Here is a 16,082-nt window from a genome sequence, read left to right on the forward strand (position 1 = left end):
GATCAGGCCGCCCGCTCGATGATGCCGGCAAGGCGCGGCATCGGCGGGCCGCCCGTGCCGACCCAGTCGCGGAAGGTCGGCATCCGCCGCGCCACCTTCTGGCGGTGGTTCTGGGCGATGTCGGCGAGATAGTGGTCGAGGAAGGGGTTCTCCATCCGCTCCATGGTCGTCACGAGATAGTCCGCCGCGGCCGCGCCCATCCCCTTCGACGCGAATCCCGGCAGGATCTCCTGGACGTAGAGAAGCTCGATCTCGCCCCGGTCGGGACCGTCGAGGAAGGTGCGCACCATCTCGCCCGCGGGGCTGCCGCGCTGGCGCCAGATGTCCACCATCGCGCTGTGGCCGAGATTGAGGATGTGGAGCTTCAGCCGCTCATAGGGCTCGAGGTCGTCGACGACCAGGATCGAGGGGTGCGGACAGGGTGCCTCGACCCCCGGCCCCGCCTCGATCGCCCAGAGCGCGTAGGGCTCGGCGACGGCGCCGGCCGGCTCCAGCGGCTCCGACACGATCCGGTCGACGAGGCTGTTCGCCCAGACGAGCCCGTCGAGATAGGCGAGGAGCGCGTCGTCCGCCTTGTTCATGGCAGCGATCTCGAGGACGCGCGCCTTCAGCACCTGACCGTTGTCGGAGATCAGCTCCATCGGCATCACGCTCACCGGCGCGCCGCCGGCGCGGTGTCGGGCGGCGAGGAGGTGGAAGAGCTTCGCCGGATAGGACATCGCCTGCGAGGGCTCGGGCGCGCCATCGTGCGGGCTCGGCTCATAACCCGAATCGCCGGTGTTGGAGAGGATGAAGCGGGCCTCGCCGGCCGCGATCGCGGCGATCGCGTCCCAGTCGGTCGCGGTGGAGAGGGCGCGTTTCACGCTCGTGACGCGGCGCTCCTCGTCGATCCGCGTGCCGTCTTCGATGCCGCGGATGCGGACCGGATAGCCCCCCGGCGCGGTGAGCCCGGCGAGGCGGCCGCTGCGGGACGCATCGCCCGAGGATTGGACGACGGTGACGGTGACGGGCTCGGCGCTCTCGGTGAAGAAGAGGTCGGCGTGGGCCTGGAGGAAGCGGCTCGTGCCGAATTGCAGGATGGGGGTCGGGGTGGAAGACAAGGGCGTCCCTTTTGTGTTTCGGCAATCCTAGCGCTTGGCGCCGAGGCCCGGTCAACCTGAGCGAAGAGCAATCGCGCCAGATCGATGAAGCGAGCGCGCTTTCGCCGCGATGGGTATCGCCGAGGGGGACGGGTGTGCGCCTATTGAGAGGGTGCGGCGGGCGCGGCCGGGGTGACATCGGGGAGCGTCAGCGTGAGGGTGCCGCGCAGATAGGTGCTGCCGCCCTGGTCGATCGGGTCGATCCGCCGGCCGGAGAAGGCGCCGCCGCCGACCGCGCCGTCGAACCGGCCGGTGCCGCGCAGGTCGTGAAAGGTGGCGCTGACCTCGAAATCGTTGGCCGAGACCTCGTGCGCCTCGCCCTTGTAGGTGGCGGTGATCTCCGACCCGTCATCGAAGCGCCAGAGGGCGTATCCCTCGAACGGGCCGCTGCCGTCGCGAATGTCGAACTGGCCTTCATAACGGTGGAGGACGACTTCCTCGTCGTCGAACACGGCAAGGCCGCGGAAGGCGGCGATGCCGACGACATGGTCGCTCGCGCCGAAGACCGGGATCGTCTCGACCTTCCGCACGTGCATGACGGCCTGATACTGGCGCTCCAGCGTTTCGGCCGAGAGGCCGGTCGAGCCGAGGAGGAGGGCGAGCGTTGCGAGAAGGGCGCGATTCATCGGGCCTCCAACGGGCTGCATCGCGGCGGACTTTAGCACAGAATGGGGGCGCGGCGGAGGGTGGCAGCGATGGCGGACGCGGTCGATTATGGCGAGATCGCCGACGACTATGCCTTCTTCCTCGCCCACTCCACCGAGACCGAAGCGCAGCGTGCGGCCCTCGCCCCCCACATGGCGCGGCTCGGGTCGGAGGGCCGGCTCCTCGATTTCGGCGCGGGAGACGGGGCCTTCACGGCAGGTCTCGTCGCGGAACACGGCGCGCCCGCGTGCATAGCCTTCGTGGAGCCCTCACCGGTGCAGGCGGCGAAGGCCCGCGCCCGGCTCGCCGCTCTCGCTGAGACGCGTGAACTCGACGGCCTGGCCGGGGCGGGGCCGTTCGACCTCATCCTCGCCAACCACAGCCTCTATTATGTGGCCGATCCTCCCCGGACGGTCGCCGCGCTCGCCGACGCGCTCGCCCCGTCGGGCCGGCTCATCGCGGCGCTACTCGACCGCGAGAACGCGCTCGCGCGGATCTGGCGGGGCGCCTATGCGGCGGCGGGGCGGGATTTTCCGTTCTGGCTGGCGGATGACATCGCGCCGCTCCTCGCCCGCCACGGCGCGGTGGCCAGCGAATGGGTGGACTACCGGCTGGCGTTCGAGGACAGCCCGGCGGCGCGCGCCACAATCATGCGCTTTTTGACCGGCGGGACGTTGGGGGAGGCCGAGGCCGAGGCGCTCGCGCTCTTCGACCGGCACCGTGCGGGATCGCGCATCGTCATCGACACGCGATACCCGCATCTCGTTCTCACCCGCTGAGCGGGCGCGGGGCTCAGCCTTCGGCGAGCATCGTCCAGGTTTCGGTCATCGGCTCGCCCTTGTCGTTGTGGACGTAGACGCGCAGCTCCACCGGCACGGCAGGATCGGCCTCGAGGTCGAAGATCGCGCGCCAGCGCTTCTCGCCGACGACGGGGCGGATCGAGGGGCGGATGATCGTGCCGCCGCTGGAGTCCACCGAGAGCTCGGCGCCGTCCTTCAGGTCGTCGAGCGGGCCGCCCGCGAAGTCGATCACATATTTGGTGACGCCCTCGGGAAGCGGTTGGCCGGGGATGCCGCCGTCGCCGCGCCAGGTCGAGACCGCGTAGCCGACCGCGTCCGGCTTCGGATCGCGCTCGCGCCATTCGAGCGTGTAGTCGAAGGCGAGCTCGTCCCCGGCGGAGGGCTGCACGGCGGGCGTCCAGTAGGCGACGATGTTGTCGAACGTCTCGTCCCCGGTCGGGATCTCGACGAGCTGGACCGCGCCGTCGCCCCAGTCGCCGTTCGGCTTGATCCAGGCGCTCGGGCGGCGGTTATAGAACACGCCGTCGTCCTGGTAGTTGTGGAAGTCGCGGTCGCGCTGGACGAGGCCGAAGCCGCGCGGGTTGTTGTCGATGAAGCTCGTGGTCGTGACGCGCTTCGGGTTGCGCAGCGGCCGCCAAAGACGCTCGCCCGACCCTGTGTGGATCGCGAGGCCGTCGCTGTCGTGGATCTCGGGGCGCCAGTCGGTCGCGCTCGGCCGGTTGGTCTCCGAGTACCAGTACATCGAGGTGAGGGGGGCGATGCCGAGCCGCTCCACCCCGTTGCGGAAGAAGAGGCGCGATTCGATGTTGCAGTGCTGGTCCGGCACGCGCTGCACGCCGAAGCGGTAGGCGCCGGTGACGCTCGGCGAATCGAGGCGGGCGAAGATCACCACGTCCTCGCCGTCGCGCTCGCCGTCGCCGACCCAGAACTCGCTGAAGCGCGGGAATTCTTCCGGTGCCGAGAGGCCCGTGTTGATCGCGAGGCCGCGCGCGGAAAGGCCGTACTGGCCCTCCGGACCGTCAGCCCGGAAATAGGACGCGCCGAGATAGGAGATCCAGTCGGGCTTGTTGCCGGGGCGCATGAGACGCAGGCCCGCAAAGCCGGCCTCGGGGCCGAGCTCGTGGGCGGGGCTGTCGTCCGGCATGTCGAAGAGGCTCTCGGTGTAGAGCACCTGCCGCGACTGGCCGTCCTGGATGAGGTTGATGCGGACCGGCTCGCGCGCATAGCGGCCGAGATGGAAGAATTGGAGCGGCAGGTTGCCGACGAGGGGGGCGGCGTCCTCGCGGAAGCGGATCTGCCAGTGCTCGTCATAGCCGATCCGGTCGAGGACATCCGGATAGGGGACGGTCACGACCGGGTTCGGCATCCGCGCGGCGTGACGGGCGTTCTCGATGAGGGTCTCGAACGTGAAGGGCATGGCGCGGCCGAGCTGGACCTGACCTTGTGTCGCCGCGAAGGCGCGTCCGCCCCATGGCAGCGCCGTCGCCAGAAGACCCGCGACCGCACTACGTCGGTCCATCATCAACTTCGCCAATCTCACCTCCGCCTTTTCATCCACCCAAAGGGTGCGCAAGGCCGGGATCCCTCGACCCCGGTCCCTGTTCGGTCCGCACCGCGCCCGCGCCGCCATGGCGCGCAAAGCGAGGCTCATGTGAATGTGCCGCCCGCCCGGTTCAATGGCGCGCAATCGAGGTGAATAGAGGGCGCGCGCGACCATTCGTCGACCGGGGCGCGTGGGGCCGGGTGTCGCGGCGAAAATTTTCCGCGTCGAACTCGCCCTATTCGGGCATCAGGAGATAAGTCGGCACGTCCCCGATCCCCTTCAGGTGGACGCGCCCCTTCGGCACGATCTCCGCCGTCTCGCCGAGCGCCTTCAGCGTGGAGTGGGAAATCTGGATGCGGCCGGGGAAGCCGTGCGCCTCCAGCCGGCTCGCCAGATTCACCGTGTGGCCCCAGATGTCGTAGACGAAGCGCTTGCGGCCGATGAGCCCGGCGATCACCGGGCCGGAATGGATTCCGATGCGCAGCGCGATCGGCGGCGCGCCATTCTCCGGATTGGCGACATCGTGCATCAGCGCGCGGGCGAAGGCGACGGCGGCGACGGCGTGGTCGGCGCGCGGCTCCGGGATGCCGGAGGCGGCCATGTAGGCGTCGCCGATCGTCTTGATCTTCTCGATCCCATAATGGTCGGCAAGCTCGTCGAAGCGGGAGAAGAGCGCGCCGAGATGCTGGACGAGCGCGGCGGGTGCCGTGCGCGCCGCCATCGGCGTGAAGTCCACGATGTCGGCGAAGATGATCGTCGCGTCCTCGAAGCGGTCGGCGATCACCGCCTCGCCCCCTTCCAGCCGCCGCACGACCTGGGCGGGCAGGATCGAGTGGAGGAGGATGTTCGCCCGGTCCTTCTGCGCCTCGATCTCGGCGATGTAGGCCATCTCCCGCTCGCGCCAGCGCTTGCGCTCCAGGCTCGCCGAGATGCGGGCGCGCAGGAGGACGGTGTCGACCGGCTTCGGCAGATAGTCCTCCGCGCCGGACGCGATGCAGCGGAAGACGGCGTCCTCCTCCTTGAGGCCCGTCACCATCAGGACCGGGATGTCGCGCAGCCGCTCGTCCCGCTTGAGGCGGGCGAGAAGCTCGAGCCCGTTCATGTCCGGCATCAGGATGTCGAGGAGGATGAGGTCGACCTCCAGCGTCTCGAGCAGCAACAGCGCCTCGCGCCCGGTGTTCGCGGTGCTGACGGTGTGCCCGTCGCGGCGCAGGCGGCGGGTGAGGAGATCGCGGTTCGTCTCCGAATCGTCGACGACCAGGATGCGGCCGGGCTCTCCCGTCGGCGGCGCGGGCTGGGCGGAGATGGTGCGCGCGAGGTCGGCCGCGATGGTGCGCTCGACATCGCCCGCGCTCAGCGTGTCGCCGGGGTCTGGGGTGCCGATCGCGTCGATCTGTTCGAGCAGCGTGCGCGCCTCGCGCACGACGGTGCACAAATCCTCCAGCACGCGGGCGGAGAGGACTTCCTCGAAATCCTCCCGCACCATCTCGCTGTAGCCGAGGATGGCGTTGATCGGGGTGCGCAGGTCATGCCGCAGCGTCGCCTCGGCCTCGGGGGCGAGGGGGGAGGCGATCCCGGCGAGGTCGTCGATATGACGGTTGAGGGTGACGGCCGCCTCGAACACGCGCTGCAGGTCGTCGAGCGCGGCGGAGAGGCCGGCCTCGCGCACCTCGTCGATGATCAACTCCTGATAGCCGAGGATCGCCTGGGCGTGCGCGGCCAGGCGATGGGCGAGCCGCCCCGCCTGGGTCTGCGCCTGTCCGCTATGGTGGGTCGTGTTCACGAGAAGATCAGTTCCCGATCAGCCTGGTGATCTTGTCGATGAGGCCAGGCAGCTCGATGGGTTTGGTGTCGTAGTCGTCGCAGCCGGCCTCCAGCGCCTTCTCCCGGTCGCCCGCCATCGCGTGGGCGGTGAGGGCGATGATCGGGATCGCGGCGGTGTCGGGGTTGGCCTTGATGCGCCGCGTCGCCTCCCATCCGTCGACTACGGGCAGGCTCATGTCCATGAGGACGAGGTCCGGACGCACCGATTCGGTCGCCTCCACGCCCGCCTGCCCGTCGGCCGCGATGACGGTCGTGTACCCGCGCCGCTCCAGGCGGCGGGAGAGCATGTCCCGGTTCATCTCGTTGTCCTCGACGATCAGGATCGTTGGCATGCGCCACCTTTCAAGCCGTCTGTCCGGCCGCCAGATGGCGGCCGAGCGCGGCGACGAGTTCGGACCGTCCCGTGACGCCTTTTCTTACCACATCGCTCGTCCGGGCCTGTAGCCACTCGATTTCGGCACGCGACAGGTCCTTCGACGTGATGACGATCACGGGAAGGTCTTTCAACGCGGGGCGGTCCTGCAGCGCGGCGAGGAGCGCGAAGCCGTCCATGTGCGGCATCATGAGGTCGAGGAGCATCAGCGCGGGGCGGCTCTTCTCCAGCTTGTCGAGCGCCTCGTTGCCGTCGACCGCCTCGCACACCCGCCAGCCGTCGCGCGACAGGATCCGCCGGCACAGATTGCGCGTCGCCTGGTCGTCGTCGACGACGAGGATGGCGCGGTCCTCGGTGCGCGGGATCATCGCGAGGGTCGCGACGAGGCGGGCCGGGTCGATCGGCTTGGTGATGTGCTCGATCGCGCCGAAGGCGAGGCCCATCTCGCGGTCGTTGACGACGGTCGCGAGGACGACCGGCACGTCGCTGAGGGCGGGGTCGGACTTGATCTCCTGGAGCACCGACCACCCGTCCTGGCCGGGCATGATCACGTCGAGGACGATCGCGTCGGGCCGGTTGAGGCGGGCGAGCGCGATGCCGGCCGCCCCGCTCGCCGCCTCCTCGACCTGGTAGCCCGCCTGCCGCACGATGTCCGCGATCGCCTTGCGCGCCGCCGCCTCGTCGTCGATCACCACGACGCGGCCGGCGGATGCCGTCGCGCCGTCGGCCGCGACCGCGGGCGCCTCCTCGGCGGCCTCGGTCGGGGGGACGAGGGGGATGCGGAAGTGGAAGGTCGAGCCCTTGCCGGGCGTGCTCTCGACGCCGATCTCGCCCCCCATCATCCGCACGAAATGGCGCGTGATGGTGAGGCCGAGCCCGGTGCCGCCATAGTTCCGCGTGGTCGAGGAATCGGCCTGGACGAAGGCCTGGAAGAGGCGGCCCATCTGCGCCTCGTTCATGCCGATCCCTGTGTCGGTGACGGCGAAGCGAACGAAGCCGCCCTCCTCGCGCACATCGAGGCGAATCTCGCCGTGCTCGGTGAATTTCGCGGCGTTGGAGAGGAGGTTGAAGAGGTTCTGGCGCAGCTTCGTCTTGTCGGTCTCGATCTCCAGCGCGCCGACTTCGGACGTGACGATCAGGTGGTTCGTGTTCTTCTCGATCAGCGGGCGCACCGTCGCCTCGACGTCCGTCAGGAGGGCGCCGAGGTCGAATCGCTCGTTGAAGACCTCCATCTTCCCCGCCTCGATCTTGGAGAGGTCGAGCACGTCGTCGATGAGGGCGAGGAGGTGGCGGCCGGACCCGGTGATCTTCGCGAGGTCGGCGACGAAATGGTCCGCCCCCATGTCGGTCGCGTCCTCCGACAGCATTTCGCTGTAGCCGATGATGGCGTTCAGCGGGGTGCGCAGCTCGTGGCTCATGGAGGCGAGGAAGCGGCTCTTCGCCTCGTTCGCGGCCTCCGCCCCCGCGCGCGCCTCTTCGAGGGCGGTCTGGCGCGACTTGAACTCGGTGATGTCGGTGTAGACGGCGACGGTGCCGCCATCGGGCGTCGGGCGCTTGGTGATGCGCAGCCACGTGCCGCCGGCGAAGGGCTGCTCCACCATCCCGCCGTGGCGGTGGCGCACGATGCGCTCCGCGATCCAGTCGTCGAGCGGGACGTCGCCGGGGTCGATCGAGCCGCGCTCCACCTGCGCGCGCAGGATCTCCGAGATGTCGCGGCCGGGCGTCATGATATCGGACAGGTGCGGGAAGAGGGCGTTGTGGCGCGCGTTGGAGAGGACGAGCCGCCCGTCCGGGTCGAACAGGGCGAAGCCGTCCCCGATCGTCTCGATCGCGGTGCGGATCGTGTTGCTCTGGCGCTGCGCGTCCGCCTCCAGCTCGGCGCGTTTGGCAAGGCTCGACCGGAAGAGGTGAAGGGTCGTCGCGACGCGGCCGAACTCGTCCTCCCCCTCGGGCGGGAGGGGGGTGTCGAGGTCGCCGGTGCTGAGGCGCGTCATCGCCTCGTCGAGCCGGTTCAGCGGGAAGAGGATCGAGCGCAGCACGAGGAAAGTGAGGAGCCCACCGGCGAGCATCATCACTATGACGGCGGTGATCGCGCGCCAGACGGCGGTCTCGGCCGCGTCCTCGGCGCGGATGCGGGCGGCGGCGGCCTCCTGCGCGAGTTGCGCGGTGAGGGCCGAGAGCGTCGCGTCCACCGCGTCCGAATGGGTGCGGGCGGCGGCGAGGTGGCTGTTGCCGATGACGCGGTTGCCGTCCGTGTAGGCGTCGGCCGCTTCGAGCGCCCGGTCATAATAGGCGCTCACCCCGTCACGCAGTGATGCGGCCATGTCGGGCGCGTAAGCGGCGATGGTGGTGAGGTCCTTCTCCAGCTCCTGCCGCGCCTCCTGCGCCCGCTTTTCGGACAGCATCAGGAGGCTCACCGAGAGGTCGGTCAGCCAGTAGCGCACGTCGCCGAAATGGCGGTGCGCGTCGGCTGCGACATCCATGATCTGGAAGCGCTCGCTCGCGAGCTCCACCCGGCGCTGCGTGGCGAGGAGCTCCAGTGTCATGAAGGTGACGCTGATGAGGAGGGCGGCGAGGAGGATGCCCGACAGCGAGGCGATCTTCAGCGTGATGCGCCGGCGGCCGAGGCGCGCGAGGATCGATGCGGGCGCGCCCGTCATTTGAACAATGTGATCGAGATGGCGCCCCCGAGATCGCCCTCGCTGCGGCCCTCCTTCGGGTAGCCGGTGACATCGACCTCGCCGGCGGGCGTGCCGTGGCACACGAGGCACGAGGCCGAATAGTATTCCGGCAGCAGCATCCGGAAGGCGGGGCGGCCCTTGTACTCGGTCTCCTCCACGAAGGCCTCGCCTGTCGGCCAGTCGGGGGCGAGGAATTTGGTTTCGATGATGTTGCGCTCCCAGTCGTCCGGCCGGGCGCGGCGGTTGCGCACGAGATCGATCGGGGCCGTGACCTTGATGAGGGCGGTATCCCCGACGAGTTCGGCGAAGTGCTCGTTCACGAGGCGGGCGAACACAGCGGGGATGAAGCCTTTGAAGCCGACGCCCGCCATGTCGATCTCGGCCTCGTGCTCGGCGATCACGGCGGCGATCGAGGCGAGCTCGGCCTGCATCAGTGTGCGCTCCAGCCCGTCGACCTCGGCCGCGAAGGCCGGCTCCCCGGCAAGCTCCTCATAGGTGGCGAGCGTCTCGTCGATCACGCGGGCGCTGTCGAGATTCTTCTCTCCGACCTCCGGGTTGTTGATGAGGTCCTGGTGGCTCGACACGACGTTGCGCCCGGCCCGCAGCAGCGTCGCGAGGCGCTTGCCGGTGACAATATCGTCCTCCCGGTCCGCGGCGACGGGGAGGGCGAGCCCGACGACGAAGACGAGCGTTATAGAGAAAGCCGTCAGGATCTGCCGGAACATCGTGATCAACGCACTGTGTTTGATGAAGGCAATCCTTTTTATCACGAAAACGGTGAAATTTCCAGGTTGTAAAAGATGTTATGGGGACAAACTCAGCTCACGAATGCTTCCGTGCGCTGATCGCCAATATTGCATTTCGACATGATCGGCCGCACGCACACCATGAAGCGGCGCGGAAGTGCTCCGGCGCGGCGGGTGGCGGCGGCGCCCGTCCCGCCGCATGCGCAGCTGATGTGCGCCATGACGGGCTGGTGACGGGGCGTTGATGCCGTTAGATCAAGAGCACGGATTTCGTGCAAATGCGCGTTTGCCTGGATTTGAGGCGCGGCCGGCCGTCTCGGCCCGCGCGCGATAGGAGTGTGCGTCACATGGATGGGATGGGACCCGCCGGACGTCCGAACGAGGGGCTCGCCGCGCTTGAGGCGCAGCTCGAACAGGACCTCGTCAATCTGTGCCGTCCTTCGGCGAACTGGGTTCCCCCGCGCAAGGTCGACGGCGAGGACGTGACCGATATCGTCGTCATCGGCGGCGGGATGTGCGGGCTTCTCGTCTGGTTCGCGCTCGCGACAGGCGGGATGCGCAACACCCGTGTCCTCGACCGCGCGCCCGCCGGGTTCGAGGGCCCGTGGGTCACCTACGCCCGGATGGAGACGCTGCGCTCGCCGAAGACGCTCGTCGGCCCCGCCTTCGGAATGAGTTCGCTCACCTTCCGCGCCTGGTTCACCGCCCAGTTCGGCGAGGCCGAGTGGGAGGCGCTCGACAAGATCCCGCGGCCCATGTGGATGGATTATCTGCGCTGGTTCCGCAACGCGCTGAAGGTGCCGGTCGAGAACGAGACGAATGTGGAGAAGATCGCGCCGGAGGGCGAGTTCCTACGCCTGACCCTTTCGGGCAACGGCGCCAAGGCGACCTCGATCCTCGCCCGCAAGGTGGTGATGGCGACGGGGCGCGACGGGATCGGCCGCGCGAACATCCCGGACTTCGTGAAGGACCTGCCGCGCGGCCTCTGGGCCCATTCGTCCGACGAGATCGACTTTGATGCGCTGAAGGACAAGCGCGTCGCGGTCGTCGGCATCGGCGCCTCCGCGGTCGACAACGCGGCCGAGGCGCTGGAGCACGGCGCGAAGGAGGTCCGCCACCTCATCCGCCGGGCCGAGATGCCGACCATCAACAAGCTGATGGGCATCGGCTCCTACGGCTTCACCTGCGGCTATCCGGAGCTGCCCGACGAATGGCGCTGGCGCATCATGCGCTATTCGTTCGTCGAGCAGGTGCCGGCCCCGCGCGGCTCGACGCTGCGCGTGAGCCGCCACCCGAACGCCTACTTCCACTTCGACAAGGGGATCCGCCGGGTCGAGCCGGTGGGCGAGGGCGTCGCGATCGACTTCGCGGACGGCTCGCGCCTCGAGACGGACTTCCTCATCCTCGGCACCGGCTTCACGGTGGAGATGCTCGCCCGCACCGAGCTTTCGCCGCACGCGGGCGACGTCCTCCTGTGGAAGGACATGTACACCCCGCCGGCCGACGAAGAGCATGACGAGCTTGCCGATTTCCCCTATCTCGACAAGGACTTCGCCTTTCAGGAGCGGTCCGAGGGGGTGGCGCCGTGGCTCTCCCACATCCACTGCTTCAACCATGCCGCGAGCCTCAGCCTCGGCAAGGTGAGCGGCGACATTCCGGGCGTGTCGGACGGGGCGGCGTGGCTCGCCCGCTCGCTCGCGGCGCGACTCTATGTGGAAGACATCGAGGCGCACTATCAGGAGCTGATCGAATACGCCAGGCCCGAGCTTGTCGGAGACGAATGGACGGCCTCGCCGTTGGAGCCCGTGCTCGAGGACGCCGAAGAAGCCGTTAGGAGCTGAAATGACACTCAATCTCAACGAGGTGGTGATCACCGCGAGCGGGGTCGACGCGGCGGGGCCGCTCGCCGAGGCGCTCGCCCTGCGGGCCGACGTGCTCGCGGCGACCGAGGCCGCGCACGATGCGTCGCTGACGCCGACGGATCCAGGCGGCGTCTCGCTCGCCGAGCGTGCCGCGCTGGCGGTCCGCATAGCCCGCCAGAACGCCGCGCCCGAGCTTGAGGCGCACTATCAGGGTCTCCTCGCGAAGGCCGGTGGGGACGCTGCCGCCCCCCGCCTTGCCGAGACCCTTTATGCCGGCGAGGACGATCCGCGCCTTGCCGCGATCCTCGACTATATGGACCAGGTCGCCGTCACGCCGCGCGAGGCGACGGCCGGCGAGATCACCGCGATGCAGGCGGCGGGCGTCTCCGACGCCGACATCGTGCGCCTTGCCGAGCTCAACGCCTTCCTCGCCTACCAGATCCGGCTCGTCGCCGGCATCAAGCTCCTGAAGGGTGCGGCATGAGCGAGATCATCGAGACCTTCACCACCACGATCCCGCACTGGCAGCCGCGGGTGAAGCCGATCGACCTCGCATCCGCGACGCCGGCGCAGCTCGACGCCCTCAGCGTCACCCCGTCGAACACCAAGGTGTCCGAATACGTCCTGGTCCTCGCCAACGACGTCGAGACGCTGAAGGTGCGCACCCCGCTCTTCAACGCGATCATGTACAATCGCGGCGGCCTCTCGCGGGCGGAGCGCGAGCTTGGCGCGATCGGCGCCTCGGCGGTGAACCGCTGCGTCTATTGCATGGCCGTCCATGCGAGCCGCTACAACCAGCTCACCAAGGACGAGAGCATCGTGGAGGCCGTCTTCGCCGACGGCACCCGCGCGACGCTGCCGCCGCGCGCCGACGCGATCTTCCGCTTCGCCGTCAAGCTGTCGGAGACGCCGAGCTCGGCCGAGCCGGAGGATATCGCGGCGCTCAAGGAGGCCGGTCTCGACGATGCCGAGATTCTCGACCTCATCCTGTCGACGGCGCTCTTCGGCTGGGCGAACCGGCTGATGCACTCGCTCGGCGACCCGGTCACGCGCGACTGACGCGAACCGGGCCGGGACGAAGGGGCGGGCTCAGATCGAGCCCGCTTCCACCATGTAGTTGTTCGCCGTGCACATCGCCGAATCGTCGGAGGCGAGGAAGAGCACCATGCGGGCGAGATAGACCGGCTCGATGAGGTCCGGCAGGCACTGCCGCGCCTTGTGCTTCTCGATCGCCTCGGGCGTCACCCACAATTCCTTCTGCCGCTCCGTCATCACCCAGCCGGGGATCACGGTGTTGGCGCGAATGCGGTGGGGGCCGAGATCGCGCGCGAGCGAGCGGGTGAGGCCGTGGACCGCGGCCTTCGCGGCCGTGTAGGCGGCCATGCCGCCCATTCCCTCCCACCAGCTCGTCGAGCCCATGTTGATGATCGAGCCGCCGCCGGCCTCGATCATGCCGGGCGCGACGGCCTGCGCGCAGAAGAATTGATGGCGCAGGTTGAGCGCCATGCGGTCGTCCCAATATTCGGGCGTCACGTCCTGCCAGCGATGCCGGTCGTCCCGCGCCGCGTTGTTGACGAGGACGGTGGGTGCGCCGGTCCTGGCGGTGAGGGCGCCGATCGCGACGCGCGCGGCCTCGATATCGCGCAGGTCACAGATCTCGGCGTAGACGTCGCCGCCGAGCTCGGCGACGAGCCCCTCGCTCGCCTCCTTGTTGAAGTCGATGAAGCCCACCTTGGAACCCTGCGCGGCGAAGGCGCGGACGATCGCCGCTCCGATCCCGCTCGCCCCGCCGGTGACGAGGACGGCGCGGCCGGCAAGACTGGGATAAGTCGCAAAGGCTGGCATAGGTGGCTCCGTCAGCTCGATTGGGGCCGCAGCACCGAGGCGATGCGCTCGGCCTCCGCGGGGATGGATGCGGCGCGGGTGTCGCCGACGCGGCGATACCAGTAGCCGGCATTGCCCATATCACCCTCGATCCAGTGGGCGAAAGCGTGGACGCGGTCGTGGTCGATGTCGCCTTCGGCCTCCTGGCAGATCGTGTGCGCGCGCTCCCAGGCCGGGCCGAGCGCGAAGCCGCCCTTCTTCAGCCACCAGAGCGCCTGCGCGGGGCGGGAGAGGGTGGGGTCCGGCGCTTCCGCGCCGGTGTCGAGCCAGTCCGTCATGTTGCCTCCCGGCGGTTCAGCCTTGTTCACCCACTTCGTTCGACGAGCGGGCCCAGATGTTGATGTCGGAATCGACGGCATAGCGGTCGATCTCGGCGAGCTCCTCGGCCGAGAAGGTGAGGTTGGCGAGCGCGCCGACACAATCCTCCACTTGCGAGGGGCGCGAGGCGCCGATCAGCGCGGAGGTGATGGCATCGTCGCGCAGCACCCAGGCGATCGCCATCTGGGCGAGCGACTGGCCGCGGCGCTCCGCGATCGTGTTGAGGACGCGGATATTCTCGATCGTCTCGTCGGCGAGCATCGTCGGGCGCAGCGACTTGCCCCGCGTCGCGCGGCTCCCCTCCGGTGTGCCCGTCAGATATTTCGAGGTGAGCATCCCCTGCGCGAGTGGGGTGAAGGCGATCGCACCCATGCCGATCTCCTTCAAGGTCGCCTTCAGCCCGTCCCGTTCCACCCACCGGTTCAGCATGTTGTAGGAGGGCTGGTGGATGAGGCAGGGCGTGCCGAGCGACTTCAGGATCGCCGCCGCATCCTTCGTCCGCGCCGAATTGTAGGACGAGATGCCGACATAGAGCGCCTTGCCCTGGCGCACGAGCTGGTCGAGCGCGCCCATCGTCTCTTCGAGCGGGGTGTCGGGGTCGAAGCGGTGGGAATAGAAGATGTCGACATAGTCGACCCCCAGCCGCTTCAGCGACTGCTCGCACGAGGCGATCAGATATTTGCGGCTGCCCCACGAGCCGTAAGGGCCGGGCCACATGTCGTAGCCGGCCTTGCTGGAGATGATGATCTCGTCGCGATAGCCGGCGAAGTCGGTGCGCAGGATCTCGCCGAAGGCGCGCTCGGCGCTGCCCGGTGGGGGGCCGTAATTGTTGGCGAGGTCGAAATGGGTGATGCCGAGATCGAAGGCGGTCCGGCAGATGGCACGCTTGTTCTGGGCGACGGCGTCGTCGCCGAAATTGTGCCACAGGCCGAGCGAGATCGCCGGCAGCTTCAGGCCGGAGCGGCCGCAGCGGCGGTACGTCATCGCATCGTAGCGGGTGGCGGCGGGCTGATAGGACATGGATTTGGCTCTTGGGTCGCGAATTTCCTCTGCGGCCAGCCTCAACGTTTTTGCCGCGAGAGCAAGGGGCGACGCGCTCAGCGATAGAGCGCGCCGGGCGTCTCGCGCCGTGGCTGTGGCCGATAGGGCATTTCGGCAAGCGCCTCGAGGTTGGGTTCCACGCCGAGGCCGGGGCCGTCGGGGAGGATGAAATGCCCGTCCTCGAAGCCGATCGGGATCGTGCTCGCCGCGTCCCGCGCCGCCCGCTGCGGTTCCATCTGTTCAAGGACCAGGAAGTTCGGGACCGCGGCGGCGAGGTGCATGGAGGCCGCCGTGCAGATGGGACCGCCCGGATTGTGCGGGGCGATCGGCACATAATGCATGTCGGCAAGGGCCGCGATGCGGCGGCACTCGGTGAGGCCACCCGCGTGCATCACGTCGGGCTGCGCGATCCGGCAGCCGCCTTCGGCGACAAGCGGCGCGAACTCGTGGCGGGTGAGGAGGCGCTCGCCGGTCGCGATCGGCACCGCGATCTCGCGCTGGAGGCGGACCATCGCGGCCGGGTTTTCGTAGGGGATCGGCTCCTCGAACCAGGCGGGGCGGTAGGGGGCGAGGGCGCGGTCGAGCATCGGCGCGGTGCGCGGCGACAGGAACTCGCTGAGCTCCACATAGATCTCCGCCTCCGGCCCCGCCCCCTCGCGCGCCGCCGCGACGAGGTCGACGGCGCGGGCGAGCTCCCGCGCCTCGTTCTCGCGCAATTCTGCCGGGCGGACGGGGATGCATTTGAAGCCGCCGAAGCCGCGCGCGACCGCCTCCGCGGCGCGCGCCTTCACCGTGTCGGGCTCCATGTCGGCCGAGATCCAGTGGCTCGCATAGACGGGAAGGCGCGTGCGGTGCGCGCCGCCGAGGAGCCGATGGACCGGCACGCCGAGCCGCTTTCCTTCGAGATCCCAGAGCGCGATGTCGATCGCAGCGAGCGCGGTCATCATCGTCGCACCGCCACGCCAGCGCCAGGCATGATAGAGGCGGTGCCAGTGGCGCTCCGGCCCGGCCGGATCCTGTCCGATGAGGTGAGGCGCAAGCTCCGCGATCGCCGTCTCCACGCTCTCGAGCGCCCCGTGCAGCGAGCCTTCGCCCCAGCCGACGAGCCCTTCGTCGGTCGACACGCGCACGAACATCCAGTTGCACCAGTCGACCCAGTGCTTGAACGTTTCAATTTTAGTGACTTTCATCAGTCATTCTCGCGATGAATCGGCCCCTTGGGGTCG

General features: G+C 68.9%; 15 protein-coding genes. 4 read left to right on the forward strand and 11 right to left on the reverse strand.

Annotated features, from left to right (window positions below; genetic code table 11):
• Nucleotides 1–2: 2 nt before the first annotated feature.
• Nucleotides 3–1,100: a mannitol dehydrogenase family protein gene (locus DBV35_RS11860; protein ID WP_108660326.1), complete on the reverse strand. Its 1,098-nt coding sequence runs from the start codon at nucleotides 1,098–1,100 to the stop codon at nucleotides 3–5.
• 140 nt (nucleotides 1,101–1,240) lie between these two features.
• Nucleotides 1,241–1,765: a hypothetical protein gene (locus DBV35_RS11865; RefSeq protein WP_108660327.1), complete on the reverse strand. Its 525-nt coding sequence runs from the start codon at nucleotides 1,763–1,765 to the stop codon at nucleotides 1,241–1,243.
• 69 nt (nucleotides 1,766–1,834) lie between these two features.
• On the opposite strand from DBV35_RS11865, the gene DBV35_RS11870 reads away from it, so the two are divergent.
• Nucleotides 1,835–2,563: a class I SAM-dependent methyltransferase gene (locus tag DBV35_RS11870; protein WP_157961689.1), complete on the forward strand. Its 729-nt coding sequence runs from the start codon at nucleotides 1,835–1,837 to the stop codon at nucleotides 2,561–2,563.
• A gap of 13 nt (nucleotides 2,564–2,576) precedes the next feature.
• Here DBV35_RS11870 and DBV35_RS11875 read toward each other — a convergent pair whose 3' ends face one another.
• The 5 genes from DBV35_RS11875 to DBV35_RS11895 form a co-directional block, all read right to left on the reverse strand.
• Entirely contained in the window at nucleotides 2,577–4,103 is a 1,527-nt protein-coding gene (locus DBV35_RS11875) for an OpgD/OpgG family glucan biosynthesis protein (protein WP_245943902.1), read from the reverse strand.
• Between the two features lie 259 nt (nucleotides 4,104–4,362).
• A complete protein-coding gene (locus tag DBV35_RS11880) occupies nucleotides 4,363–5,910 on the reverse strand; it encodes an adenylate/guanylate cyclase domain-containing protein (protein ID WP_108660329.1) in 1,548 nt (515 codons plus the stop codon).
• A gap of 7 nt (nucleotides 5,911–5,917) precedes the next feature.
• Nucleotides 5,918–6,283 carry a response regulator gene (locus DBV35_RS11885; RefSeq protein WP_108660330.1) on the reverse strand — a complete coding sequence of 122 codons (366 nt, stop codon included), beginning with the start codon at nucleotides 6,281–6,283 and terminating at the stop codon, nucleotides 5,918–5,920.
• A gap of 10 nt (nucleotides 6,284–6,293) precedes the next feature.
• On the reverse strand, nucleotides 6,294–8,984 hold the full coding sequence (locus DBV35_RS11890; protein ID WP_108660331.1) for a response regulator: 2,691 nt from the start codon (nucleotides 8,982–8,984) through the stop codon (nucleotides 6,294–6,296).
• Nucleotides 8,981–9,730: a Tll0287-like domain-containing protein gene (locus DBV35_RS11895; protein ID WP_108660699.1), complete on the reverse strand. Its 750-nt coding sequence runs from the start codon at nucleotides 9,728–9,730 to the stop codon at nucleotides 8,981–8,983. Before DBV35_RS11895 ends, DBV35_RS11890 begins: the two co-directional genes overlap by 4 nt.
• Nucleotides 9,731–10,098: 368 nt before the next feature.
• On the opposite strand from DBV35_RS11895, the gene DBV35_RS11900 reads away from it, so the two are divergent.
• Genes DBV35_RS11900 through DBV35_RS11910 form a run of 3 tightly spaced genes read left to right on the forward strand, consistent with a single transcriptional unit; the run spans nucleotide 10,099 to nucleotide 12,672 of the window.
• Nucleotides 10,099–11,592, forward strand: a complete 1,494-nt coding sequence (locus DBV35_RS11900; RefSeq protein WP_205648578.1) for an NAD(P)-binding domain-containing protein — start codon at nucleotides 10,099–10,101, stop codon at nucleotides 11,590–11,592.
• A 1-nt stretch (nucleotide 11,593) separates the two neighbouring features.
• Nucleotides 11,594–12,097: a CMD domain-containing protein gene (locus tag DBV35_RS11905; protein ID WP_108660333.1), complete on the forward strand. Its 504-nt coding sequence runs from the start codon at nucleotides 11,594–11,596 to the stop codon at nucleotides 12,095–12,097.
• Nucleotides 12,094–12,672: a peroxidase-related enzyme gene (locus DBV35_RS11910; RefSeq protein WP_108660334.1), complete on the forward strand. Its 579-nt coding sequence runs from the start codon at nucleotides 12,094–12,096 to the stop codon at nucleotides 12,670–12,672. Before DBV35_RS11905 ends, DBV35_RS11910 begins: the two co-directional genes overlap by 4 nt.
• A 30-nt stretch (nucleotides 12,673–12,702) precedes the next feature.
• On the opposite strand, the gene DBV35_RS11915 is transcribed toward DBV35_RS11910, so the two are convergent.
• From DBV35_RS11915 to DBV35_RS11930, 4 genes are all read right to left on the reverse strand, one after another.
• Nucleotides 12,703–13,458, reverse strand: coding sequence for an SDR family NAD(P)-dependent oxidoreductase (locus DBV35_RS11915; RefSeq protein WP_108660335.1), 756 nt, complete (start codon nucleotides 13,456–13,458; stop codon nucleotides 12,703–12,705).
• Nucleotides 13,459–13,469: 11 nt separating this feature from the next.
• Nucleotides 13,470–13,775 (reverse strand): hypothetical protein, encoded by a 306-nt coding sequence (locus DBV35_RS11920; RefSeq protein WP_108660336.1) that lies wholly within the window; start codon nucleotides 13,773–13,775, stop codon nucleotides 13,470–13,472.
• Nucleotides 13,776–13,791: 16 nt separating this feature from the next.
• Nucleotides 13,792–14,835, reverse strand: coding sequence for an L-glyceraldehyde 3-phosphate reductase (mgrA, locus tag DBV35_RS11925; RefSeq protein WP_108660337.1), 1,044 nt, complete (start codon nucleotides 14,833–14,835; stop codon nucleotides 13,792–13,794).
• Nucleotides 14,836–14,912: 77 nt separating this feature from the next.
• Complete coding sequence (locus tag DBV35_RS11930) at nucleotides 14,913–16,046, reverse strand: mandelate racemase/muconate lactonizing enzyme family protein (RefSeq protein ID WP_108660338.1); 1,134 nt, start codon at nucleotides 16,044–16,046, stop codon at nucleotides 14,913–14,915.
• Nucleotides 16,047–16,082 lie beyond the last annotated feature (36 nt).

Source organism: Acuticoccus kandeliae (assembly GCF_003073115.1).

Bases quoted from the DNA above. Each gene is read 5' to 3' on its own strand.
- DBV35_RS11885 (WP_108660330.1), bottom strand. From the start codon at position 6,283: ATGCCAACGATCCTGATCGTCGAGGACAACGAGATGAACCGGGACATG.
- DBV35_RS11900 (WP_205648578.1), top strand. From the start codon at position 10,099: ATGGATGGGATGGGACCCGCCGGACGTCCGAACGAGGGGCTCGCCGCG.
- DBV35_RS11870 (WP_157961689.1), top strand. From the start codon at position 1,835: ATGGCGGACGCGGTCGATTATGGCGAGATCGCCGACGACTATGCCTTC.
- mgrA (WP_108660337.1), bottom strand. From the start codon at position 14,835: ATGTCCTATCAGCCCGCCGCCACCCGCTACGATGCGATGACGTACCGC.
- DBV35_RS11930 (WP_108660338.1), bottom strand. From the start codon at position 16,046: ATGAAAGTCACTAAAATTGAAACGTTCAAGCACTGGGTCGACTGGTGC.
- DBV35_RS11915 (WP_108660335.1), bottom strand. From the start codon at position 13,458: ATGCCAGCCTTTGCGACTTATCCCAGTCTTGCCGGCCGCGCCGTCCTC.
- DBV35_RS11865 (WP_108660327.1), bottom strand. From the start codon at position 1,765: ATGAATCGCGCCCTTCTCGCAACGCTCGCCCTCCTCCTCGGCTCGACC.
- DBV35_RS11905 (WP_108660333.1), top strand. From the start codon at position 11,594: ATGACACTCAATCTCAACGAGGTGGTGATCACCGCGAGCGGGGTCGAC.
- DBV35_RS11895 (WP_108660699.1), bottom strand. From the start codon at position 9,730: ATGTTCCGGCAGATCCTGACGGCTTTCTCTATAACGCTCGTCTTCGTC.
- DBV35_RS11875 (WP_245943902.1), bottom strand. From the start codon at position 4,103: ATGGACCGACGTAGTGCGGTCGCGGGTCTTCTGGCGACGGCGCTGCCA.
- DBV35_RS11920 (WP_108660336.1), bottom strand. From the start codon at position 13,775: ATGACGGACTGGCTCGACACCGGCGCGGAAGCGCCGGACCCCACCCTC.
- DBV35_RS11910 (WP_108660334.1), top strand. From the start codon at position 12,094: ATGAGCGAGATCATCGAGACCTTCACCACCACGATCCCGCACTGGCAG.
- DBV35_RS11890 (WP_108660331.1), bottom strand. From the start codon at position 8,984: ATGACGGGCGCGCCCGCATCGATCCTCGCGCGCCTCGGCCGCCGGCGC.